This window comes from Actinomadura harenae (assembly GCF_003696215.1).
Taxonomy (GTDB): domain Bacteria; phylum Actinomycetota; class Actinomycetes; order Streptosporangiales; family Streptosporangiaceae; genus Spirillospora; species Spirillospora harenae.
In genome coordinates this window covers 1-3262 of sequence record NZ_RFFG01000233.1, presented here as the reverse complement: position 1 = coordinate 3262, position 3262 = coordinate 1, and the positions used below count along the sequence as shown (strand labels likewise).

The following is a 3262-nucleotide window of genomic DNA, read 5'->3' as shown; positions in this document are numbered from 1 at the left end:
GCCGCCTCGGCGAACCTCGGCGGAACGGGCTCGCCGTCCGGCCCGGTCGCGCGGGTCGCGGCGCGCTGCTGCCCGCCCACGAGCCTCAGCAGCGTCCCGAGCCCGAACCCGCCGAGGCCGCCGGGCTCGTCCGCCCCCCGCTCGGGAGGCTCCGCGACGTGCTCCTCGCCCTCGCGCGGGCTCATGCGCCCTCCCCCGTGGACGCCAGGATCTCCGCGAGGTGCGCCACCCGGACGCCCGCGCGCAGCCGGGACAGCGCGCCGCCGATGTGCGCGAGGCACGCGTTGTCCAGCGCGCACAGCACGTCCGCGCCCGTGTCCCGGACGTGCCGGACCTTGTCGGCGACCATCGCGACCGACACGTCCGCGTTCTTCACCGCGAACGCGCCGCCGAACCCGCAGCACTCCCCCGCGGCGGGCAGCTCGACCAGCTCCAGGCCCTTCACCGCGCGCAGGAGCCGCAGCGGGCGGTCGCCGACGCCGAGCGCGCGGGACGCGTGGCACGTCGGCTGGTAGGCCACCCGGTGCGGGAACCGCGCGCCGACCTCCGTCACGCCCAGGACGTCCACCAGGAACTCGGTCAGCTCGTACACCTCGAGCCCGGCGGCGGCGCGTTCCAGCTCCGGGTCGCCGGCGGCCCGCGCCACGCTCCGGTAGGACGACCGGACCGCGGCCGCGCACGACGCCGACGGCGTCACGACCGTCCCCGCCCCATCGAACACGTCGGTGAACCGCCGCGCGAGGGCGGCCGCCTCGCGCCGGTAGCCGGTCGTCCAGTGCAGTTGGCCGCAGCACGTCTGCCCAGGTGGGAACAGCACCTGGTGCCCGAGCCGCTCCAGAAGGGACGTCACCGCGCGGCCGGTGCCGGGGAACATCGCGTCGTCGACGCAGGCGACGAACAGCGCCACGCGCATCCGGACCTCACCTCCCCTGGGTCGGGCCAGGGGTAATCGTAGGGCTCCGGCCCCCGGGCGCCGGGGCGAAACGATCGCATCCCGAGCCGGACACGCGGCCGGTCCCGGACACCTGTCCGGACGAACCGGGAGGAAATTTACGCATCGGACGGCGATTCCTGCTCTTGCCGAGACGGATTCGCGGGCAGTCTGATCACCTGGACCTGAGGGTGAGACCGATCACACCGGGACGGTACCGAGGTACCACCGGACAATCGTCCCTTCGGGCTATGGCCGCCCAGGGGCGAACCGATCCACACTCGGATGCGTCAGACAGAGAGCACCACCCATCGAGCACCTGAGACCGGAGGCACGCCGATGTGCCCACACCAACCGCACTGTCCCGCCTCTGACGGCCCGGACCGCGACGCCGCACGCGCCGTGGCCTCCCATCCCGAACAGGGATGGAGCCTGCTGTGCAACGGCGTCGTGATCTTCGAGGACACCGGTGAACTGCTGCCCGACGGCGAGGTCGTGGCCCCACACCGTCCGACCGACCTCGACGTCGGAGCGGTCGCCTGACCGGTCTCGTCCAGGGGACTAGTCCGAACGGGTGATCTTCCTCGGGGGCGTCGGCCACCCCAACGGGCTCCGGGTGATCCCCGGAGAGGCACCAGCGCATAAAAGAAGCAAGGGCCCCGGCCGAAACCGCCGGGGCTCAGTCATGTCCGCGCAGTCCCCCCGCCACTGTCCCCCCCACCACTGTCGCCCCGTCGCCGTCCCCCCGCCGCCGTCCGGCCGGGACGGTCAGCCCTCCGCGCGGGCCCAGCGGCGCAGCCACGGCTCGACGGCCCCGCCCACCGCGGCGGGGTCCTTGTTCAGGTCGTGCCGCTCCCCCGGCAGGACGACCACCTCGGCGGCCTCCGCCGCGTCCGGAACGCCGAACGGGTCACGGTCACCGTTCACGACCACCACGTCCACGCCCGCGGCGCGCAGCTCGTCCACCCGGGTCTTCTCCGGCCTCCCCGGCGGATGCAGCGGGAACGCCAGCGCCACGACTCCCGTGGCGCCCGCCTCCCGGGCCGTCCGGCACGCCACCCGCGCGCCGTTGCTGCGTCCGCCCTGGACGAGCGGGACGTCCCCGAACCGGTCGCGCAGGATCTTGACGATCTCCAGCCACGCCTCGTCCTGCCGCACGGCCGAGCCGGGCGCGCGGCGGCCGGCCTTCCGGAACGGCTGCAGCACCCGGGCGACCACGCCGCCGAGCCCCAGCGCGACCTCCCGGACGGCCAGCAGGTCCGGCGCGTCCACCCCGCCGTTCGAGCCGTGCGTCAGCACCAGCAGGAACGCGGGCGCCGCGCCGTCCGCCGCCCGGGGCTCGTCCACCGTCACCTCGGCGGGCCCGTGCGCCGTCATGATCTCCATGTCGCTCACCGTAGCGGCCCCGGCACGCGGCCCCCGCCCCGCCCTCCGTCCGCGACAATGTGGATCATGAAGTTGATGACGACGGACGAATGGCGGGCGTTCGCCCTCGAGGGGACGCGCACGGGCAGGATCGGCGTGGTCCGCAAGAGCGGAGCCCCCCACGTCACCCCCATCTGGTTCCTCCTGGACGGCGACGACCTCCTGTTCACCACCTACGGGAAGGGCATCAAGGCCAACGCGCTGAAGCGCGACCCCCGCGTCTCGATCGCCGTCGACGACCAGGCGCCGCCCTACGCGTTCGTCATGATCGAGGGAACGGCCGAGCTCGGCACCGACCTGGACGAGGCGCTGCGCTGGGCGACCGCGATCGGCGCCCGCTACATGGGCGAGGACCGCGCCGAGGAGTACGGCAAGCGCAACGCCGTCCCCGGCGAGTACCTCGTCCGCGTCCACATCACCAACGTGGTCGCCCAGAGCGGCATCGCCGACTGACGGAACAGCCGTCCCAGGCCGAACCGGCCTGGGACGGCGTCAGGCGTCAGGCCAGCCCGGCGGGAGGGCGGCGGTGGGCCCCATCGCCAGGCGCAGGCGCTCGGCGAAGCTCTCGTGCAGCAGCGGGCCCCACGCGTAGTCGGACGGCACCCGGACGGCCCGTCCGAGCACCTCGTGCGACTCTCCGGGACGCCGGTCGGCGGGCTCGTCGGCGTACCGGACGGCCAGCAGCGCGTACATGTGGTCCAGCGCGCCGAACGCCTCGCCCGCCAGCGCGGGCAGCGCGCCCTCGGCGACGGCCTGCTCGAGCAGCGGCTCCCACCACAGCCCGGCCGGGTCGTCCCCGTCGTCGGAGCCGAACTCGCGGCGCAGCCGGGCCCGGACCTGCGCGGCGACCGCCGGGTCGGTCAGCCCGCGCCGCCACGCCTCGCGGGCCTCGCCGTCCCGGCCGCG

At 74.8% G+C, this 3262-nt stretch carries 5 protein-coding genes and 1 pseudogene; 2 read left to right on the top strand and 4 right to left on the bottom strand.

Annotated features, from left to right (window positions below):
• Both EBO15_RS43015 and EBO15_RS43010 read right to left on the bottom strand, forming a co-directional pair.
• Positions 1 to 185 (bottom strand): hypothetical protein (locus EBO15_RS43015; RefSeq protein ID WP_147481929.1); only part of this gene is annotated, 185 nt, incomplete at its 3' end.
• Positions 182 to 913, bottom strand: coding sequence for a (Fe-S)-binding protein (locus EBO15_RS43010; RefSeq protein WP_122200171.1), 732 nt, complete (start codon positions 911 to 913; stop codon positions 182 to 184). The genes EBO15_RS43015 and EBO15_RS43010, both read right to left, overlap by 4 nt.
• Positions 914 to 1270: 357 nt before the next feature.
• Here EBO15_RS43010 and EBO15_RS43005 point away from each other — a divergent pair, with 357 nt between their 5' ends.
• Positions 1271 to 1474, top strand: coding sequence for a DUF5999 family protein (locus EBO15_RS43005; protein ID WP_122200170.1), 204 nt, complete (start codon positions 1271 to 1273; stop codon positions 1472 to 1474).
• A 225-nt stretch (positions 1475 to 1699) separates the two neighbouring features.
• Here EBO15_RS43005 and EBO15_RS43000 read toward each other — a convergent pair whose 3' ends face one another.
• Positions 1700 to 2317: an alpha/beta hydrolase family protein gene (locus EBO15_RS43000; protein ID WP_122200172.1), complete on the bottom strand. Its 618-nt coding sequence runs from the start codon at positions 2315 to 2317 to the stop codon at positions 1700 to 1702.
• Positions 2318 to 2383: 66 nt separating this feature from the next.
• Between EBO15_RS43000 and EBO15_RS42995 the strand changes: the two genes are divergently transcribed.
• Entirely contained in the window at positions 2384 to 2809 is a 426-nt protein-coding gene (locus EBO15_RS42995; protein WP_122200169.1) for a PPOX class F420-dependent oxidoreductase, read from the top strand.
• Positions 2810 to 2848: 39 nt separating this feature from the next.
• Here the strand turns inward: EBO15_RS42995 and EBO15_RS42990 are convergent.
• Positions 2849 to 3262: pseudogene (locus EBO15_RS42990) on the bottom strand (tetratricopeptide repeat protein); the annotation flags it as partial.